Origin of the sequence: Macellibacteroides fermentans (assembly GCF_013409575.1) — a bacterium.
Classification (GTDB): domain Bacteria; phylum Bacteroidota; class Bacteroidia; order Bacteroidales; family Tannerellaceae; genus Macellibacteroides; species Macellibacteroides fermentans.
Genome location: NZ_JACCCY010000003.1, coordinates 1 through 20,333 on the forward strand (window position 1 = coordinate 1; position 20,333 = coordinate 20,333).

General features: G+C 39.6%; 17 protein-coding genes. 9 read left to right on the forward strand and 8 right to left on the reverse strand.

The genetic code is table 11. The annotated features are described in order from the left end of the window. Nucleotides 1-576: MATE family efflux transporter (locus tag F5613_RS09360; RefSeq protein WP_179399573.1), on the reverse strand; the 576-nt coding region annotated here is incomplete at its 3' end. An 80-nt stretch (nucleotides 577-656) separates the two neighbouring features. Between F5613_RS09360 and F5613_RS09365 the strand changes: the two genes are divergently transcribed. Then, on the forward strand, nucleotides 657-1,541 hold the full coding sequence (locus tag F5613_RS09365) for a TIM barrel protein (RefSeq protein ID WP_179398966.1): 885 nt from the start codon (nucleotides 657-659) through the stop codon (nucleotides 1,539-1,541). 42 nt (nucleotides 1,542-1,583) lie between these two features. Here F5613_RS09365 and F5613_RS09370 read toward each other — a convergent pair whose 3' ends face one another. Beyond that, the gene (locus F5613_RS09370; RefSeq protein ID WP_079683709.1) at nucleotides 1,584-3,770 is read right to left on the reverse strand and encodes a glutamine synthetase III family protein; all 2,187 of its coding nucleotides are present in this window, start codon (nucleotides 3,768-3,770) and stop codon (nucleotides 1,584-1,586) included. A gap of 247 nt (nucleotides 3,771-4,017) precedes the next feature. On the opposite strand from F5613_RS09370, the gene F5613_RS09375 reads away from it, so the two are divergent. The 3 genes from F5613_RS09375 to F5613_RS09385 all read left to right on the forward strand — a co-directional run bounded on the left by F5613_RS09375 (nucleotide 4,018) and on the right by F5613_RS09385 (nucleotide 7,653). Then, nucleotides 4,018-4,857 (forward strand): patatin-like phospholipase family protein, encoded by an 840-nt coding sequence (locus F5613_RS09375; protein WP_079683708.1) that lies wholly within the window; start codon nucleotides 4,018-4,020, stop codon nucleotides 4,855-4,857. 49 nt (nucleotides 4,858-4,906) lie between these two features. Next, nucleotides 4,907-6,607 (forward strand): alpha-amylase family glycosyl hydrolase, encoded by a 1,701-nt coding sequence (locus tag F5613_RS09380; RefSeq protein WP_179399574.1) that lies wholly within the window; start codon nucleotides 4,907-4,909, stop codon nucleotides 6,605-6,607. Between the two features lie 104 nt (nucleotides 6,608-6,711). Continuing rightward, on the forward strand, nucleotides 6,712-7,653 hold the full coding sequence (locus tag F5613_RS09385; protein WP_079683762.1) for a ribose-phosphate pyrophosphokinase: 942 nt from the start codon (nucleotides 6,712-6,714) through the stop codon (nucleotides 7,651-7,653). Between the two features lie 70 nt (nucleotides 7,654-7,723). On the opposite strand, the gene mnmA is transcribed toward F5613_RS09385, so the two are convergent. Continuing rightward, nucleotides 7,724-8,800, reverse strand: coding sequence for a tRNA 2-thiouridine(34) synthase MnmA (mnmA, locus tag F5613_RS09390; RefSeq protein ID WP_179399575.1), 1,077 nt, complete (start codon nucleotides 8,798-8,800; stop codon nucleotides 7,724-7,726). Between the two features lie 109 nt (nucleotides 8,801-8,909). Next, a complete protein-coding gene (locus tag F5613_RS09395) occupies nucleotides 8,910-10,013 on the reverse strand; it encodes an acyltransferase family protein (RefSeq protein ID WP_179399576.1) in 1,104 nt (367 codons plus the stop codon). 204 nt (nucleotides 10,014-10,217) lie between these two features. Between F5613_RS09395 and porE the strand changes: the two genes are divergently transcribed. Together porE and F5613_RS09405 are read left to right on the forward strand one after the other, a co-directional pair. Next, complete coding sequence (gene porE, locus F5613_RS09400; RefSeq protein ID WP_179399577.1) at nucleotides 10,218-12,194, forward strand: PorE family type IX secretion system protein; 1,977 nt, start codon at nucleotides 10,218-10,220, stop codon at nucleotides 12,192-12,194. 158 nt (nucleotides 12,195-12,352) lie between these two features. After that, the gene (locus tag F5613_RS09405) at nucleotides 12,353-13,615 is read left to right on the forward strand and encodes an NAD(P)/FAD-dependent oxidoreductase (protein WP_179399578.1); all 1,263 of its coding nucleotides are present in this window, start codon (nucleotides 12,353-12,355) and stop codon (nucleotides 13,613-13,615) included. Nucleotides 13,616-13,672: 57 nt separating this feature from the next. Here F5613_RS09405 and pfkA read toward each other — a convergent pair whose 3' ends face one another. The 4 genes from pfkA to porQ form a co-directional block, all read right to left on the reverse strand. Then, nucleotides 13,673-14,653, reverse strand: coding sequence for a 6-phosphofructokinase (gene pfkA, locus F5613_RS09410; RefSeq protein ID WP_068183000.1), 981 nt, complete (start codon nucleotides 14,651-14,653; stop codon nucleotides 13,673-13,675). Nucleotides 14,654-14,752: 99 nt separating this feature from the next. Continuing rightward, nucleotides 14,753-15,619, reverse strand: a complete 867-nt coding sequence (locus tag F5613_RS09415) for a 4-hydroxy-3-methylbut-2-enyl diphosphate reductase (protein ID WP_179399579.1) — start codon at nucleotides 15,617-15,619, stop codon at nucleotides 14,753-14,755. A gap of 6 nt (nucleotides 15,620-15,625) precedes the next feature. Beyond that, on the reverse strand, nucleotides 15,626-16,318 hold the full coding sequence (gene cmk, locus F5613_RS09420) for a (d)CMP kinase (protein ID WP_179399580.1): 693 nt from the start codon (nucleotides 16,316-16,318) through the stop codon (nucleotides 15,626-15,628). 128 nt (nucleotides 16,319-16,446) lie between these two features. Next, nucleotides 16,447-17,439, reverse strand: a complete 993-nt coding sequence (gene porQ, locus F5613_RS09425; protein ID WP_179399581.1) for a type IX secretion system protein PorQ — start codon at nucleotides 17,437-17,439, stop codon at nucleotides 16,447-16,449. A gap of 255 nt (nucleotides 17,440-17,694) precedes the next feature. On the opposite strand from porQ, the gene F5613_RS09430 reads away from it, so the two are divergent. From F5613_RS09430 to F5613_RS09440, 3 genes are all read left to right on the forward strand, one after another. Then, on the forward strand, nucleotides 17,695-18,384 hold the full coding sequence (locus F5613_RS09430; protein ID WP_179399582.1) for an energy transducer TonB: 690 nt from the start codon (nucleotides 17,695-17,697) through the stop codon (nucleotides 18,382-18,384). Nucleotides 18,385-18,454: 70 nt separating this feature from the next. Next, a complete protein-coding gene (locus F5613_RS09435; RefSeq protein ID WP_179399583.1) occupies nucleotides 18,455-19,429 on the forward strand; it encodes a polyprenyl synthetase family protein in 975 nt (324 codons plus the stop codon). Beyond that, nucleotides 19,426-20,205 (forward strand): TatD family hydrolase, encoded by a 780-nt coding sequence (locus F5613_RS09440; protein WP_179399584.1) that lies wholly within the window; start codon nucleotides 19,426-19,428, stop codon nucleotides 20,203-20,205. Before F5613_RS09435 ends, F5613_RS09440 begins: the two co-directional genes overlap by 4 nt. Nucleotides 20,206-20,333: the final 128 nt, after the last annotated feature.

Here is a 20,333-nt window from a genome sequence, read left to right on the forward strand (position 1 = left end):
TTCCGTATTCCACCCGAACCCGAAGATAAAAAGCGGATCCAGTATCATATTCAGCAAAAGGCCTATTCCGCTAATCATAAAGGGAATCTTACTCTGTCCGGATGCGTTGTAGATTCCTGTAAAAGAAGCTGATAAAAATATAAAAGGAAAGGCCGTAGCAACAATACGCAGGTAGTTGACAGCCTTTGCTGTGATAGCCGGTTCCAATTTGTAAATCTGCATGACAGGCTCTGCGAAGACAAAAAGGATCAGACCCCAGCAAATTGAGATAATAAGAGACAAAGTGAGGTTATGAGATGCATAGCTGCGGGCATCCGGGGCATTCTGAGCACCGATACTTTGTCCGACACTCACCTCAGATCCTACCTTGTTTAATAACGAAATAGAGTTTGTCATCCATGTAAGGATACCTACCGATCCGATAGCGGCAACCGATTCGCTTCCAAGACGTCCCACCCAGGCCATATCCGTGAGGCTGTATGCCATTTGCACAAAGGAGGTACCCATAATAGGTACAGCCAAATTAAAAAGTTGCCGGTGAATGGGTCCGCTTGTCAGATTTTTAGTCCCTTGCATTCTATATGATAATTTTTCATGCAAAAGTAGAATATATTTTCTACCTTTATGGCTTCCGACTTAACTGAAATAAATTTAATATGATTACACGAAGAGATTTTTTAAAAACAGGTGTGGCGCTAACTGCCCTGAGTGTTTTACCGAACGATCTTATGGCTGCATCGGCACCTAAAGAAAAAGCCATCGGTTTACAATTGTATAGCGTACGGGATGATTTGCAAAAGGATTTTGACGGAACAATCCGCAAAGTAATTGAAATCGGATATAAGCGGCTGGAAGCAGCAGGATATCGTAACGGTAAGTTTTATGGAAAAACTCCTTCCGAATTTAAGAAATACCTTTCTGATTTAGGCGCTTCCTTAACCGGATCGCACACCGGAAGCAGACTGCTTCCAATGGGTGATACCAAAGGATGGGATTTTTGGAAACAGAATGCGGCCGATACAGCCGAAGCAGGATGTAAGTGGATTGTTCAGGCAGGATATCCTGCAAAAGATATAAAAACAATTGATGATGTAAAAAGGCTGGCCGATCAGTTTAACAAAGTGGGAGAAATTGCACGCAACAACGGACTACGCTTTGCTTTCCATAATCATATCGAGGAGTTTAAAATGCTTGAGGGTAAGATTCCATATGATGTATTGCTGGATTACACTGAGAACAAGCTGGTTACTTTCCAGATCGACACGGCCCAGATGGTTCATGGCGGTTTTCAGTGCCATGAGTATGTCAAGAAATACCCCGGTCGTTTCGCTAACTGGCATTTGAAAGATGCAAACCTGGATGGCGATGGTAGTACAGAGATGGGTAAAGGAAAAGTTGATTTCAAAGCATTGTTTGCTGTTGCAAAGAAAGCAGGTTTGGAAGATTATTATGTAGAACAGGAGAAATACAATATGACTCCCCTGGAAGCGATAAAGTACGATTACGATTTTATCATGAAAGCAAAATATATTAAATGGTAAATAAAAGGGGAGTCCGGTAATATTGAGACTCCCCTTTCTTTATTATCGGATAAACAATAACTCTCTGTATTTAGGTAAAGGCCACATCTGATTGTCAACCATCAATTCAAGATCGTCCAGGTGATCTCTGATTTTGTCCAGATAGGGTACTACCGTATCATGGTAGGCCAAAGCTTTCTCACGCTGATCCGTTATTTTGTTCGCTTTCTTCCTGGCTTCCACCATTTCAAACACCATTGAATTAACAGCGTTAAGGTGTCCGGAAATACGTTTGATAAGTCTCAGCGGCTCAGCTGTAAGCTCCTCACTGGATCCGTTGAATAATTGCTGAATCTTTGTTACATTATCCAACAGCACCGTCTGATAACGTATAACAACCGGGATAATATGGTTCAGTGAAAGGTCTCCGAGAACGCGGGCCTCAATTTGGACCTTCTTGGTATAAATCTCCCATTTCACTTCATTACGTGCATACAATTCTTTTTCAGAGAGGACACCTACATTATTGAACATCTTTATTGTTTCAGGTTTTACGTAGGCATCATACTGCAAAGGTACACAGGTTTCGCAATCCAAGCCACGTGATAAAGCCTCCTGTTTCCATTCATCGCTGTAACCGTTTCCATCAAACCGGATTGGTTTAGACTCTTTGATATAGCTTTTCAATACTTCATAGATAGCCTCCTCTTTCGGTTTTCCCGAGGCACAAAGCGTTTCCACACAGTTATAGAATTGATTCAGCTGATCTGCCACTGCCGAATTTAATGCCAACAATCCTGAAGCACAGTTTGCTGACGATCCTACGGCACGAAACTCAAAACGATTACCGGTAAAAGCAAATGGAGAGGTACGGTTCCGGTCTGTATTATCAAGAAGTAATTCCGGAATCTGGCCAACACCAAGACTCAAACCCTTTTTATCGTCTACCTGAATCGCATCTTCAATGGAACTATTTTCGAATTTATCCAGAATTTCAGAAATCTGCGTTCCCAGGAAAATAGAGATGATTGCGGGAGGTGCCTCGTGAGCACCCAGACGATGCGCATTGTTGGCCGAAGCGATACTGGCCTTTAACAACGCATTATGTTTATATACAGCCATCATCGTATTTACGACGAAAGTAATAAACCGAAGATTTTCTTCTCTGTTCTTTCCGGGAGATAACAGGTTAATACCCGAATCGGTACCTAACGACCAATTGTTGTGCTTCCCTGAACCATTCACACCGGCAAAAGGCTTTTCGTGAAGCAGAATTCTGAAATTATGACGTCTGGCTACACGTTTCATTACAGACATAATAAGCTGATTATGATCGTTAGCCAAATTACACTCTTCGTAGATAGGGGCTAACTCAAATTGATTGGGAGCAACTTCATTATGACGTGTTTTAACTGGGATGCCCAATTTATAGGATTCAATTTCAAGATCTTTCATAAACTCCTGCACCCGTGAAGGAATGGCTCCGAAATAATGATCATCCAACTGCTGATTTTTGGCACTTTCGTGGCCCATCAGGGTACGTTCTGTAAGCGATAAGTCTGGACGTGCCGTATATAAATCTTCATCTACCAGGAAATATTCCTGTTCCCATCCAAGGTAATTAATCACCTTTTTCACTTCCGGGTTAAAATAACGGCAAACATCGGCAGCCGCCCGATTTAATGCTTCTATGGAGCGGATAAGAGGCGTTTTATAATCAAGTGCTTCTCCGGTGTAAGAGATGAAAACAGTCGGAATACATAATGTATCATCCACTATAAAAGCAGGAGATGAAGGATCCCAGGCCGAATATCCTCGGGCTTCAAAGGTATTACGTAACCCTCCACTGGGGAAACTGGAAGCATCCGGTTCCTGTTGTACAAGCAGTTTTCCGCTAAACTCTTCAATCATTCCTCCCGTACCATCGTGCTCAACAAAAGCATCGTGTTTTTCGGCTGTTCCGTCGGTTAGAGGCTGAAACCAGTGAGTATAATGAGTAACACCTTTCTCCAACGCCCACATTCTCATCCCGGCAGCCACATGATTGGCTATTTCACGATCTATTGCTGTTCCGCTATCTATTGCTTCGGTAAGAAGTTTGTAGGTTTCTTTCGAGAGGTATTTTTTCATCGCCTTTCGGTTAAATACGTTCTCTCCAAAATATTCCGAGACCTTTTCGTTTGGTGTAATTGCTTCAACGGCTTTTCTATTTGAAGCTTTTTCTACTGCATTAAAGCGAGACATTGACATAATGCTGTTGTTTTGTTGTTGTGTGTGCAAAGATAATAGCATTTATTTATTACATTTAAGCGACAGATGTTAAATTTACACATAAACGATGGTTCTGTCAACTCTTCTCTGTATCTTTAAAAGATTTATATTCGGAATTTACTGGCAGACTATTATCCTTTACATATTTGTTCTTTTTTAATAAACAATACAGTAAATCCAGAAAAAATTGTAGCATATTTGTTTCATGCTAATTAAATAACAATTAATGAAAGATAATACAAATAATACAAAACACAAACTAGGCCTTGTACTTAGCGGTGGTGGGGCAAAAGGATTTGCGCACATTGGGGCATTTAAGCTTATGGAAGAATGCAGACTTAAGCCCGACATTATTGCTGGCACAAGTGCCGGAGCTCTAATGGGCGTTTTGTTTGCCGATGGTTATTCTGCTGATGAAATTAAGGATCTCTTTACCGGAAGGGAGTTTTCTGAATTTGCTGAATTACAAATTCCCAAAGCCGGACTTTTCGACAGTAAACGCTTCCGATACTTTCTAAAACGTCATTTGAGAGCCAAAAATTTTGAGGATCTGCAAATACCCATGGTCGTTATGGCAACAGATCTTGATAATGGTGAAAGTCATGAGTTCAGAACTGGACCTATCGTTGAAGCCGTAACTGCCTCATGCAGTGTGCCTATAATTTTCAATCCGGTCGTAATTAAAGGAATACATTATGTTGACGGCGGACTTTTTCATAATTTCCCGGTGTCTATCATCAGAGGAGAATGTGATAAAATTATCGGAGTAAATGTTACGCCGCTTATACCTCAGAAATACAAACAGACCCTGATGCATATAGCCGAGAGGTCTTATCATTATATGTTTCGTGCCAATACGCTGGAAGATCGGATAATGTGCGATGTTCTGATTGAGGCCGAAGAATTTGGACAATTTAAAACCTTTGATCTGGAAAATGTAGATCTTATTTCGGGCGTTGGCTATACAGCAGCGGTAAAGGCCTTTGAAAAGGTAATAAATGAAAACAAACATGAAACGCTGGTTCGGGCTCTTTCTGCCAGGAAAAAAGAATTACAAACAGATTAAAGTGTTTTTAATAAAGGTTTCGGTGTAATACAATTATAAAACTGTAATTATGAAACAACAAGATAAACCAATTATCTATCAGGTTATACCCCGGCTATTTGGCAACATGAATGATAGATGTGTAAAAAATGGCAGTCTTGCTGAGAATGGCTCAGGCAAATTCTCATCGTTTACACATACTGCCCTAAAATCCATTAAAGAGCTGGGAGTAACCCATATATGGTATACCGGAATTATAGAACATGCTACTAAGACCGATTATTCTGCTTATAATATTCGTCGAGATCATACTGCCATTGTAAAAGGGAAAGCCGGATCACCCTATGCTATAAAAGACTATTACGATGTTGATCCGGATCTGGCAGATGATGTTCCAAACCGCATGGCCGAATTTGAGGCCCTTATTGAAAGGACACATAAGGCAGGATTGAAAGTCATCATTGACTTTGTGCCGAACCATGTTTCACGTCAGTATCATTCGGATGCGAAGGAGTCATTCATTGTAGATCTGGGACAGACCGATAATACGTCGAAGGCTTTTAGTCCCGGTAATAATTTCTATTATCTACCCGGACAAACCCTCCAATTCCACTTCGGAGCCAAGCAAGAGGACTTTGAATACAGTGAATTTCCTGCCAAGGTTACTGGGAACGACTGTTTTACCGCTAATCCCGGGATGAATGACTGGTACGAAACCATTAAATTAAATTATGGAGTGGACTATGCCAATGGAAAAGTAAGTTATTTCAATCCGATTCCGGACACATGGAATAAGATGCTGGAAATTTTAATGTTCTGGGCAGGAAAAGGCATTGACGGATTTCGTTGCGATATGGCAGAAATGGTTCCTGTCGAGTTCTGGCATTGGGCAATCACCCACGTTACCAACTGTTATCCGGTATGCTTCATTGCAGAGGTTTATAATCCGTCCCTCTACCGGATCTTCCTATCCAAAGGAAAATTTGACTATCTGTATGACAAAGTGGGATTATACGACACACTAAAAGCTGTAATAAGAAAAGAAACTTCGGCCTGCAGCATTACTAAATGCTGGCAGGCGGTAGAGGGTTTCCAAGATAAGATGCTCGCGTTTATGGAGAATCACGACGAACAACGCATTGCCTCCAATTTTTTTGCAGGTAATGCTCGCTCAGGGATTCCAGCCATGATGGTTTTAGCCTTCATGCATGTAAATCCGGTAATGATCTATTTTGGGCAAGAATTAGGCGAATCCGGAATGGATGAAGAAGGTTTCAGCGGAGTGGATGGTCGTACCTCAATATTTGACTATTGGAGTATTAAATCGGTAAGGAATTGGGTTAACAATGGGCGGTTTGATGAAACCGGACTTACAGAGAAACAGTGTGAAATCAGAAACATTTATAAAAAAATATTACGCATCGCAAGAACAGAAAAGGCTATAACAAGCGGTCTGTTTTATGACCTGTCATACGCTAATACCAGTAATAAATGTTTTAATACAGGGAGGCAATATGCATTTATGCGGAAGCATGACAATGAGGTGTTATTAGTTTTGGCTAATTTTGACAAATCCGAGCAAACTGTTCAGGTCAGATTCCCGGAAGAAGCCTTTGCATATTTGGGAATAAATGACAATGAAGCTGCAGGTTTAACAGATTTGCTTTCAGGTGAAACCTCAATTAGTACACTCACTCATGTGTGCCCTTTCAAAGTGGTTATTCCTGCATTTTCGGGGAAAGTTCTAAAGTTTACCTATAAGTCAAAATAAAATTTGAGCCAATCTTTTTGATGTTATAGAACATTATTACAATAATGTTTTGTACTTTTGCGGAACATTACGGATCATTCACAAATAAGATAAATATTCAGATAATGAGTGCACAAACTCCTTTCTTGGTGTTTTCGGGAACCAACTCCCGGTATCTTGCAGAGAAAATTTGCAATAGTCTAGGTTGTCCTCTCGGACAAATGAACATTCAGCACTTCGCCGACGGAGAATTTTCGGTTTCATACGAAGAATCTATTCGCGGAAAAGATGTTTTTTTGGTTCAGTCTACGTTTCCAAACGCGGACAACCTGATGGAATTACTCCTGATGATTGATGCTGCAAAACGTGCTTCTGCACATTCAATTATTGCCGTGATTCCTTACTTTGGATGGGCTCGTCAAGACAGAAAGGACAAACCGCGTGTATCTATCGGAGCTAAATTGATGGCAGATCTGCTTGCTGTAGCTGGTATCAACCGATTAATAACGATGGACCTTCATGCAGATCAGATTCAAGGCTTTTTCAATGTTCCGGTAGACCATTTATATGCGTCGGCAATTTTCCTTGATTACATAAAGAATTCATTGAATGCCGAAAATCTTGTAATTGCCACTCCGGATGTTGGTGGTACAAAACGTGCCAGCAGCTATGCTAAATACCTTGGAGTACCTATGGTTATCTGTCACAAGTCTCGTTTACGGGCTAACGAAGTTGCTGAAATGAGAATTATCGGAGATGTAAAAGGAATGGATGTTCTGCTGATTGACGACATGGTTGATACTGCAGGTACCATTACAAAAGCAGCCAACCTGATGATGGATAATGGAGCAAAATCGGTTCGTGCTATTGCTAGTCACGCTGTAATGAGCGACCCGGCTTCTACCCGCGTTGGAGAATCATCTCTTACAGAAATGATCTTTACCGACTCGATCCCCTATTCAAACAAATGTGAAAAGGTTAGAGTTCTTTCGGTTGCCGACATGTTTGCAGAAGCAATTCGTCGCGTTTGCAATGATCAATCCATCAGCACACTGTACGTTATTTAAAACCAAAATAATAATTAAAAAGGCTGTCCTGAATAGGACAGCCTTTTTTTATGTGTATGATTAAATAGAATTAAACCTGATCGTCTATTATCATCCCGCTTCCCAAACAAAGGTGGCTCTCTTTATCATAAACGACACTGAACTGTCCGGGAGCTATTCCCTGTATCTTCTCGTCGGACTCAATCCGGTAAAGATCGCCTATTCTGCGGATTCGTCCATGCGTAAATTCCGGAGTATGACGAATTTTGAATGTAATTTCTCTTTCATCATCAAATTCTCCCCACGGATCTTCAGTGATAAAATTGAATCCCTGAAGATTAATAGTTTTGCCAAATTGTGTTTCAACACCATAGCCGTTGGAAACATATATAATATTTCGTCTGATATCTTTTTTGATTACAAACCAAGGACCGCCACTCAAACCAAGACCTTTGCGTTGTCCGATGGTATGAAACCAATAACCATTGTGCTTACCCAAAATCTTACCGGTCTCCAATTCTATTATCTTACCCGTGCGTTTACCCAGATAACGTTCGATAAAATCATTGTAGTTGATCTTTCCAAGAAAACAGATTCCCTGACTATCCTTCCGTTTTGCACTTGGAAGTCCTTGTTTTTCTGCAATATCGCGAACTTCCGACTTAAGCAGATTCCCGATTGGGAACATAAGCTTTGATATTTGCAAATAATCCACTTGAGCCAAAAAATCAGTCTGATCCTTAAATTTATCTTTAGCCGTTGACAGATAAACCTTACCGTTTAACTCGGTAGTAGTTGCGTAATGCCCGGTAGCCGTTTTATCAAATTCTTTCCCCCATTTTTGTTCGAAACAACCAAACTTAATAAGCTTATTACACATCATGTCCGGATTCGGGGTAAGACCTCTTTTTACAGCATCAATCGTATAACTTACAACATTCTCCCAATATTCTTCATGAAGTGACACCACCTCCATCTTACATCCATACTTCCGGGCAATATAAGTCGTTATTTCAATATCCTCTTCAGCCGGACAATCAATGTAACCATCTTTATCCTCCATACCAATCCGGATGTAAAAAATAGTAGGATCATACCCAGCCTCTTTCAGCTGATGAACCACGACCGAACTATCTACTCCTCCCGAAACCAATGCTGCAATATTCATATACTTTTTCCTTTCCGTAAACGGATTATCCGTTTTTACATTATAACAGGGTGCAAAGTTACAAAATTTATTGCGTATCTAATCGCGAAGAGTATCCGTTGACATCCGTTTACACTTTCAAAAATATTTTCTTCTTGTATAGAAAGTAAAGGAAGCCCCAACAAACCGCTATGTAACCGATAGAAGATACCAGAAAAGCCAGATTTTCAGGTAAGAATTTTATAATTCCTCCCAAGAAGAACTTAGAGATCCCATCAAAATTAATAATCCTCTGAGCAAGGTATATAGTAATAGAATTTAATCCAATCACCGTAAAAAAGAATGTCCATTTACGATATTTCCAAACATCGATGATCATATAGAAAACGGCGAACAAGATCATTGATATTCCACCTACATAGCATGTAAAAGAGCTTGTCCAGAGATTCTTATTTATTGGAAAAACAACGTCCCACGCTTTGCCTGCAATACACAAAAAGAATCCTGCTAAAAGTAACCACCCCACTTTTTTCATAGGAGTAAGTTTTTCGGCCGAACTTTTAACCAATTCTCCCGCAAACATACCGAGCATTGCTGAAACAATAGCTGGGAAAGTAGACATAAATCCTTCGGGATCGTGAATAGTGAGATGGAGACGACCCGGAACAACTATTCTGTCAATATAACCTACAATTGAGCCCTCCATACTAAACGGATCTGCACCTCCTGCTTCGGGCGAAGGAACAAAGGCCAGAAGAAGCCAATAGCCAATAAGAATAAAAGCACAAATAAAACCGCGTCCCAATCTGTTTACGTTCATAAAAATCAGGGCCGCAACCATCCAGGCAATACCAATTCGGGCTAACACGCTGGCAAACCTTATTTCGCCGATGGCCAGTTGCAAAGCGCCATTATATACAATACCTAAAAGGACTAATATAAAACCCCTCTTCAGAATACGTAAATAAATTGTTTTTCTGGGAATCCCTTTCGCTTGCTGATTAGACAATGAGTAGGGAAATGAAATTCCGGCAATAAATAGAAAAAGTGGAAAAATCATGTCGTAGAATGTAAAACCAGACCAGGCAGTATGCTCCATCTGTCTTGCAATCGCCTCACAAATTGAAGCAGGCAAAAATTTACTTAAAGCGACAAAAAAGGAACTTCCTCCCATAATAAATAACATATCGAAGCCTCTCAAGGCATCCAGAGACTGTAATCTTTGTTGTTCCATAGCATTTTAGATTAAATGAAATATAAAACACAAATATATACTATAAAGGAAAATACAACATCATAAACGTTAATATACTTAATAAAGTTGATTCAATAATTGAGTCATCCTGTTCTAAGCATTACTTTTTTATTGAATCGTACAAACAAGCATAATAAATATAAAAAAAATCAGTTACTTTGTTATAATCATGCATTACGTGTTATGAAGTATTGTTTTTTGTCTTATTTATGGCTTCTACTTGTAGCCTTAGTTCTCTTCTCCTGTAAATCGGCTAAGCTGAGTGATGCAGAAGAAAAACATCGTATTGGCGAATATTATGAAGCAGCAGCCATATACCGTAAAGTATACACAAAAACAAAACCTCAAAATCGGGATCTAAGAGGATATATCGCCTTCCGAATGGCGGAGTGCAACCGGATAATAAACAACACACCGCGAGCATCAAGTGCATATATGAATGCAATACGCTACAACTACCCAGACAGTATAGCTATACTCAGATTGGCCCAAATGCTTCATAAAACAGGTAAATATGGGGATGCTATCAAGCAATACGAAGCATTCTTAAAATTAAATCCGCAAAATAAATTAGCACTGAACGGAATCAATGGATGCCTGCTTGCTCCTGAATGGAAAAAAACACCTACCCGATATACTGTAAAAAAGATGGATAAATTCAACTCCCGGCGGAGTGAATTCAGTCCCATGTTTTACGGCAGCAATTTTGACCAACTCTATTTCGCATCTTCCAGAACAAAAGATAAAGAGAGCAAGATCAGCGCTATAACCGGACTTGGGAATAACAATTTCTATCTGGCAAAAAAAAATGAGAAAGGCGAGTGGCTTGCTCCCGAAGAGATCGAGGATGAAGTTAATACAGAGTTTGATGAAGGAACACCCTCATTCAGCGCTGATGGAAGATCCATGTATTATACGTATTGTTCGCAAGATCCTGAATCTTCCAGAACAGCCGAAGTCTATGTTTCTTCACGTAGTAATGCCAAATGGGGAAAGGGTGTAAAAGTTCAATTATTGAAAGATTCGGTCACAACCCTTGCCCATCCTTCCATTTCACCAGATGGGAAATATCTTTTTTTTGTATCTGATGCCATGGGTGGCTATGGAGGTAAAGATATATACAGGGCACGTGCCATAGGGAATGATTTTGGACCGATAGAAAACCTGGGTCCTCAGATCAATACAGAAGGTGATGAGGTATTTCCATATGTAAGAGATTCCGTTACACTCTATTTTGCTTCAGACGGACATCCGGGCATGGGAGGCTTAGATTTATATAAGGCAACCCGAACTCCTGATGGAAAATGGGAGATTGAAAATATGCAGACTCCTATAAATTCTGCAGCGGACGACTTCGGAATAACCTTTGCCGGCACAAAAGAGACGGGTTTTTTCAGTTCCAACAGAAATGATGCCAGAGGAAATGATCATCTTTTCTCATTCGATCTGCCTTCAATAACAGTACAAATTGAAGGTATCGTATCTGATGCGGATGAATATCCCATAGAAGATGCTGTTATACGGATTGTTGGCAAAGACGGATTAAATGAAAAAGTAATGGCCAAGAAAGATGGCTCTTATAAAGTAGAGTTAAAACGTAATAATTCGTATGTTATGATGGCTAGCGCCAGAGGCTATCTTAATCAGAATTTCGAACTGGTGACTTCTGCGGAAGAAAAAAACGAAACCTACATAGTAGACTTCTTCCTCTCACCCATATCCAAACCTGTTTTAATTGAAAATATCTTCTATGATTTTGACAAAGCCAGCTTACGGCCAGACTCAAAAACGGCGCTCAATGAGTTAATAAAAATGTTGAATGATAACCCGAATATAACGATTGAACTCGCAGCCCATACAGACCGGAAAGGGAGTATCGAGTACAACGAGTCGCTGGCTCAGCGCAGAGCCCAGTCGGTGGTAGATTACCTGATAGCCGGAGGCATAGAAAAGGAGAGACTTGAAGCTAAAGGATATGGAAAAAATATGCCTAAGGAAATTAATAAAAAAATGGCACGAAGTTTCGACTTTCTGAAAGAGGGGGACAAACTAACAGAAGAATTTATTCTGAATCTGCCACCCGAACAACAAGATATCGCTGATCAGATTAACCGTCGTACCGAATTTAAAGTCTTAAGAACGAATTACAAATTATATTAAAGCTACAATCCAGGCTTTTTCCTTGCGATTTTAAAACAATTCTTTCGATTATAGGTTTTATCCATATGGTTTAAGAATGAATTTAAAGGAGTACTTGGCATTTTTTCTTCACAGCAGACTCCATATATTCAATAAACATGAATGAAAAGTTTACTGCTATGGATACAAAGAAAAAGATTGTTATTGTAGGAAGCGGGTTTGCAGGCATCAGGCTAGTAAATGAATTAGATGAAAAATTGTTTGAAATCACGCTTTTAGACAAGCTGAACAACCATCAGTTCCAACCTCTGCTTTATCAGGTTGCCACAGCTCAGATAGACCCTTCCAGCATTTCTTTCCCTCTTAGAAGCGTATTTAAAAAGAAAAAGAATATTCATATAAGAATTGCAGAAGTAAGCAAAGTAGACAGGGAACAGAAAGAAGTGATCACAAATATTGGAAACTTTGCCTATGATTATTTAGTAATCGGAACTGGGTGTAAATCAAATTTCTTTGGCAATACTCAGATTGAGAATCATTCGCTCACGCTAAAATCAACCTCTGATGCGATTGCGATACGAAATCATATTTTACTCACATTCGAACGCATCATTTCGGCTTCAGAGCAGGAAAAGGAGAGATTACTGAATATACTTATTGTTGGAGCAGGACCAACCGGAGTGGAACTTGCCGGCGCCTTTGCTGAAATCAAGAATACCGTTTTACCGAAAGACTATCCGGATATTGATTTCAAAAAATTGAAAATTATACTTGTAGAAGGAAGTCAGAATACCCTGAACAATATGAGTGACACGGCCAAGAATGCCTCCCAAAAATATCTTCAAGAGATGGGAGTGGTTGTGAGAACCGGATTGCATATGACTAGTTATGACGGAGAAATTGCAGTATTTAATAACGGAGAAGAGATAAAAACAGGAACAGTAATATGGGCAGCAGGTATTACAGGTAATGCTATAGAAGGATTACCAGAGAATACAATCGTACGAGGAAATAGAATACATGTTGACCGTTACAACAGAGTACTGGGTTGTGTCGACGTATTTGCCATTGGAGATATCGCCTATATGGAAACTCCTAAATACCCCAATGGACATCCGCAACTTGCCAATGTAGCCATTAATCAAGCTATACGTCTGGCAAAAAATCTAAAAGCCATAGAGCAGAACAAGGACCTTATTGAGTTTGAATATAAAGACTTGGGTTCAATGGCAACTATCGGGAATCATAAAGCGGTAGTAGATTTACCATTCATTAAATTTGAGGGGTATTTTGCATGGATTGTCTGGATGTTTTTACATCTGATGCTGATACTCACAATTAAAAATAAATTGATAATTTTCTTAAACTGGGCATGGAGGTATTTTACAAAAGATAATTCATTACGATTGATACTTCCTCCGGTAAATAACAATAAACTTTAAAAAAGACACCCTCTTCGGCCAAAACCAAAGAGGGTGTCTTTTTATAGTATCATGCTGTTACAGAGACAGAATCCGAACGGCATCAAGCAAATCCCGATTGATAGGTTTGTCGTTTTTGATAGCCTTGGAGAAAGGTACATATACAATCTGATCGTTTTGAATACCGATCATAACATTTCGCTGGTCGTCCAATAACGCATCAATCGCAGCAATACCCATACGACTGGCCAGGATACGATCCTGTGCTGTTGGAGAACCTCCTCGTTGTAAATGGCCAAGAATGGTTACACGAACATCAAAAGAAGGATATTCCCTTTTTACACGTTCGGCTACACCCATAGCACCTCCGGTTACTTCGCTTTCGGCAACCAAAACGATGCTACTGTTTTTAGATTTACGAAAACCGCTTTCAATGGTTTCAGCCAATTGATCCTTTTCCATAGCAATTTCCGGAATAATAGCAGCTTCAGCTCCTGCGGCAACTGCACCATTTAATGCAAGGAATCCGGCATCGCGACCCATAACCTCAATAAAAAACAACCGATCGTGCGAAGTTGCGGTGTCTCTGATTTTGTCGACACACTCCATAATTGTATTTAAAGCTGTGTCGTAACCAATCGTTACATCCGTACCAAATAAATCATTATCAATTGTACCTGGCAAACCTACGATAGGATAATTGAATTCCTGTGCAAATATCCTTGCGCCGGTAAGGGTTCCGTCACCACCAATTACAACCAGCGCATCAATTCCCTCTTCCTTTAATTTATCATAAGCTTGTTTACGACCTTCAGGGGTTCTGAATTCCTGGCAACGAGCCGTCTTCAGAATTGTGCCACCCCGTTGGATTATATTGCTTACATTTTGAGTTTTAAACTGTTCAATTTCGCCTGTAATCAATCCTTTGTATCCACGGTAAATTCCTTTAACTTCAATATCGTTATATATTGCACAACGAGTTACTGCACGTACCGCAGCATTCATCCCCGGGGCATCACCACCGGAAGTTAAAATACCAATACATTTGATAGTTGTCATATCCATAGAATATTTTAATTCGCTGCAAAAGTAAGAATAAAATAATAATAGCGAGAATTTTGTTAGCTTTCTTCACAAATCTGAAAACATTTTATCACTTCACGGATTCATCGACTTTATTTTACCTGCAACTTCTTCCATAAGCCATTTAGGCGTGGATGTGGCCCCGCAGACCCCCACACTCTTTACCCAAGCAGGCAGCGGTTCTGTAATCTCTGCAGCTTCTGATATAAAAATGGTATTTGGGTTGGCCTTCCGGCATTCTTCAAACAATACCTTTCCATTCGAACTCTTTTTACCTGCAACGAAATAAATAAAATCATGTTTAGGAGCAAAAACTTTTATATTTGGAATACGATTGGTAACCTGTCGGCATATCGTATCAAAATTCTCAAATTTCACATCATCAGCAATTCGCTCCTTAATAAAAGCAATTATATCCTGAAACCCTTGTAGTGGTTTAGTGGTTTGAGAAAACAAGACTATTCCTTTTGTAAAGTCGAGCTGTTCCAAATCCTCCACCTTTTCTACAACAATGGCTGTACCATCGGTTTGTCCAACAAGGCCATTTACCTCGGCGTGTCCTTTCTTGCCGTAAATTACAAGCTGTACATCCTCAGAGCGGGTTTCCATATACCGCTTATGTATTTTACGCTGTAACTGCAACACTACCGGACATGTTGCATCAACAATCGTAATATCGTTTTCCTTCGCTATCTGATAAGTGGAAGGCGGTTCCCCGTGTGCCCGAAGCAGCACTTTCTTACCTTTAAGCGAGGTCAGATCTGCATGCTCAATTGTTTCTAAACCCTGATGCTGCAGGCGTTCTACCTCCTGACTGTTATGAACGATGTCTCCCAGTACATATAACTTATCTGTCGAAGACAACTCACGCTCGGCACTTCCTATCGCGTTTACCACACCAAAACAAAAGCCCGATCCATTATCTATTTCTACTTCTATCATATTGCTTTATTCTCTTGTTACTCTGTTAAATTGAACAAGTAACCACGCCTTTTGTTCAGCGATAGACAAATGAGAATTATCAAGTTCCAGTGCGTCTTCAGCTCTGCACAATGGACTTTCAGCTCTCGTTGTATCTATAAGATCTCTTTTTTTCACATTTGCAAGCACATCTTCAAATATAGCAGGCTCTCCCTTCGCCATCATTTCGTCGTACCGTCTTTGAGCCCTCACCTCCGGTGATGCGGTAACAAAAATCTTAAGTTCAGCATTAGGGAATACCACGGTCCCGATATCGCGTCCATCCATGACAACTCCTTTTTGCTGTCCCATTTCCTGTTGCTTCTCAACCATAGCCTGCCTAACAAAGCCTATGGCTGCAATGGTACTTACATGATTGGCAACCTCCATTCCTCGTATCTCCTTTTCAACGTTTACTCCGTTAAGGTAGGTATCGGGTTTGCCACTTTCATTATTCATCTGAAATGAAATATGAATTTGATTCATTGCCGACCTTAAGCGGACTTCGTCAACCACCCCATTTTCAATAATTTCATTTTGCAGACAATAAAGAGTCACCGCTCTGTACATGGCTCCGCTATCTATATAAATATATCCGATCTCTTTTGCCAAATCTTTAGCCATCGTACTTTTCCCACAAGAAGAGTACCCATCTACTGCAATTACAATTTTCTTCTCCATTATGTAATATTCTTTTTTGCGTAATTATTAAAAACAAACAGTGCTTAACAGTATCTACTCCGCTAAACAACAGGGTCGTCGGATTCATTACAATAAATCCGACACAAATGTACTATTTTTATGGATTATCAGGGAGCAATATCTCCAAGGAACATAGAAAAACTAAGCATCAAGGAGGTAGCAGACGGATGATAACGGGCAACTGATACACCTACATCGAACCGGTTCACTTTTACTCCGGCCCCCATCGAAAATCCGCCAAGTTTATTACCATTCTGCAATTTCATATCTGCATTAGCTTTTGGATTAAAGCCCACTCCCAACCAAAAATTCTGGATAGGAATAAAATCAACCCCAAAAACCAGATGCTTTGAGAATGTTTTAACAAAGCTATCCTCCACTTTATTGACACCGTCAACAGACGAAAATTTCCATTTATTTAAATACATACCTGTAACTGAAAGCCGGAACGGGGCATGATTCATTTTTTTTGTGAATCCAATTTGCACATCCCAGGGCAAACGCAACCGATCTTCATTATATGCTTTAAGCTGAGCCCCCATATTTTTTAGCGTAAATCCGGCAGAAAATCCCTTATCGGGATTATAATAACTCAGTCCAACATCTACCCCCAAGCCGATTGATGTATATTTTTCTAAAGAAGAGTAAAGAAATTTAAGAGTCACCCCCCCACGCAAAAAATCGGTCAGATCATAAGCATAAAAGCCATTCAAACAAATATCATTGGCTGAAAACCGGCCAATGAGCTCATTACCTACCGACGTTTCATCAAATTGCCCGTAATTTATATAATGAGCACCAAGGGCAATCGTACTTCTTTCAGCAATAGCTTTAACGTAAAGAGCACTTGCCACATTGATGTCGGCAATATAATTCATATAATTCAGATTCACCATTTGATCCATTTCGCCTCCCAATAATGCAGGATTATGAAAAATCAACGAAGGATCTGTTTCAATTAATGAAACAGTATGTCCGCCTAAAGCATTTGCTCTTGAAGACGAAGGAAAACGAAGAAAAGTAAAAACCTCTTCTCCCTCTTGAGCATGAAGCGATCCCGCAACAAGAGTAAATAAAAGCATCAGAAGAATATTTCTCATATTTTTTTAAACAAAATGCGGTCAAAGGTACATTTTTCTGAAAAAAAAGTTTTTACTTTACCGCGCAATTCAGGGAAAATACAAATTTCACTAATTAAACGTAAAAAAGTGGTCGTAAGGTATAAATTGGCCAAAATTTTTACGGGTTAATATAAAAAAGACAAAAAGTATCAACTATTTTGTTTTTTAATGATTGTGGTATAAAATAATTTGTATTTTTGCAGTATTGAAAAACACATAAAACATTATAAACGTATGGAAATCAAAAAATCACCGAAAGCAGACCTGGAAAAAGGCAAAATGACATCCCTGCTAATGGGTATGGTTGTTGGCCTTGCTATTCTGTTCGTTGCATTCGAATGGAGTAACAGAGATGTAAAGGTTGCACAAGATCAAGGTGTTGCTGATGTTATTGCAGAGGAGCAGATTGAAATTACTCGTCCGGAAAACACTCCTCCTCCTCCTCCTCCTCCCCCTGCTCCGGTTGTAACCGAAGTATTGAACGTTGTGGAAGATGATGTGGATCTTGAACAACAAGATATTGTAACTTCTGAAGATAACCAGAAAGCAGCTCAGACACAAACCTATGTTGCACCTAAAGTTGTAGAAGAAGAAGAAGAATCTTCACAGCCTATCTTTACTGTTGTAGAAACTATGCCTCAGTTCCCTGGTGGTGACGCTGCATTGCTACAGTTCCTTGCTAAATCTATCAAATATCCGGTTATAGCACAGGAAAACGGTATTCAAGGTCGTGTAATTTGTGCATTCGTTGTAAACAGAGACGGTTCTATCGTAGATGCAGAAGTGCTTCGTGGTGTAGACCCATCTTTGGATAAAGAGGCTCTTCGCGTAATCAACACGATGCCTAAATGGTCTCCTGGAAAGCAAAGAGGAAAACCTGTACGTGTTAAGTATACAGTGCCTATTACTTTCAGACTTCAATAGTACTTTAGTTTTATAAATATAAAAAAGGCTGCGTTCGTTCTGCAGCCTTTTTCATTTCAAATAATCAGTCATGTATTCATTTAAAGAAACACTTAATAGAATAGAAAATGAAGTATCCCAACTTCGTTTTTCCAGACACCCTCAATCCTTATATGCACCGATTGAATATATTCTTGAGATAGGGGGAAAGCGAATCAGGCCGGCACTTACACTTCTTGCCTGCAACCTATTTGACGAAGATGTTGATAAAGCAATACTACCAGCTCTGGGCATCGAGGTATTCCATAACTTCACTTTGCTGCATGACGATCTGATGGATCAGGCTGATAAAAGAAGAAACAGGCCTACCGTACATAAAGTATGGAATGCAAATACGGCAATCTTGTCTGGAGATGCCATGATGATCTATGCATACCAGCTGATTGCCGAAGCACCTTCAAAAAAATTAAGTGAGGTAATAAACTTATTTTCAAAAACGGCTCTCGAAATCTGCGAAGGTCAGCAGCTGGACATGGAATTTGAAACAAGAGACGATGTTACAGTAGCAGAATATATCGAAATGATCCGGCTTAAAACAGCTGTTCTACTTGCTTGCAGCTTAAAACTTGGGGCGATAATCGGAGGAGCTTCAGAGAAAGACGCATCTCTTCTTTATGATTTTGGAATTCAAATCGGTCTGGCTTTTCAACTTCAGGATGATCTGCTGGATGTATATGGCAACCCGGAAACATTTGGCAAAAACATAGGGGGTGATATCTTATGTAATAAAAAAACGTTTTTACTAACGAATGCCTATAAACTTGCAAACACGAATCAGTTGGATGAGTTAAACAGATGGATGAACAGCCGGGAATTTATTGCTTCAGAAAAAATTTCAGCCATTACCCAACTATATGATAAGATGGGAATCCGCAAACTCACAGAAGAAAAAATACAGGATTTCTTTGCAAAAGGGATGGAAGCACTTGAATCGATAAGCGCAGAATCATCTAAAAAAGTAATTCTAAAAGAGGTTGCCAACAATCTTATGTTTAGAGAGGTATGAATCTGATAGATACCCACAGCCACTTATATGCTGAAGAGTTTGATGAAAACAGAGATCTTTTGATTCATGAAGCTATAGAATCCGGGATAGATAAGATATTACTTCCCAATATTGATTCGACATCAATTGATCGCATGTTTTCTCTCTGCGACGCTTATACCGGCTTTGTATTTCCTATGATGGGGCTTCATCCAACTAGTGTTGATTGCAACTATGAAAAAGAATTGGAACAAATTCAGTCTTTATTAGAGATAAGAGAATACTGTGCGATTGGAGAAATAGGAATAGATCTCTACTGGGATAAAACCTACCTGAAAGAACAAGAAATTGTTTTTGAGGAGCAGCTGCGTTGGGCTGTAAAAATGAATTTACCGGTAGCGATACATACAAGAGAAGCATTTCCCGAAGTTTTACAATGTATCCACAATGTTGGTAACGACAAGCTGAGCGGGGTATTTCACAGCTTCACCGGAAATGAAAAAGAGTTAGACGCCGTTCTGGAGTTAAATAACTTTAAAATTGGCATCAATGGAGTGGTAACCTATAAAAATTCCACATTACGGGAAGTCTTAAAAAGAACCTCTATAGATAAAATTGTATTAGAAACAGATGCACCCTATTTGCCTCCGGTACCCTACAGAGGAAAAACCAATCTTCCAATATACATTTGGAAGACAGCCGAAAAAATTGCAGAGATTTTTGGATTAAGTGTTAAAGAAACTGTAGAAATTACCAGAAACAACACATTGGAATTATTTAAAATAGTTAATAAATAATGGCTCTGATTTATTTTGAGGGCTTATTTAAAATTATTGCCCTCAATGTTGTTGATATATCAAGCAAAAACTTTAGATTTGTGCGCTCATTCATTTGCAGATGAGATTTTTTTTGTAATTTGCGCTCG